This is a genomic window from Polynucleobacter sp. AP-RePozz3-80-G7 (assembly GCF_018882145.1).
Taxonomy (GTDB): Bacteria; Pseudomonadota; Gammaproteobacteria; order Burkholderiales; family Burkholderiaceae; genus Polynucleobacter.
The window spans coordinates 1-257 of sequence record NZ_JACVPC010000021.1 but is presented as its reverse complement, the minus strand read 5'-3'; the positions used below and the strand labels follow the sequence as shown (position 1 = coordinate 257).

The following is a 257-nucleotide window of genomic DNA, read 5'->3' as shown; positions in this document are numbered from 1 at the left end:
CACCTTCACTGGCACTAACAGTTATGTGAACACCACCATCAACAGTGGTGCTACCTTACAAATCGGTAATGCTGGCACAGTAGGTACCTTAGGTACTGGCACCGTAACCGATAACGGTACCTTGATCTTCAATCGCTCTGATGCGATCACGATCGCTAATGCCATTAGTGGTACTGGTAACCTCACTCAAGCAGGTCAGAACACCGCCACCTTCACTGGCACTAACAGTTATGTGAACACCACCATCAACAGTGGTG

Annotated in this window: 1 protein-coding gene; it reads left to right on the top strand. The window is 48.6% G+C overall.

Annotation, left to right across the window (positions count from 1 at the left end):
• Positions 1-25 precede the first annotated feature (25 nt).
• Positions 26-257, top strand: a 232-nt coding sequence (locus ICE90_RS10775; protein WP_216192517.1) for a hypothetical protein, incomplete at its 3' end; no start/stop codon positions are given.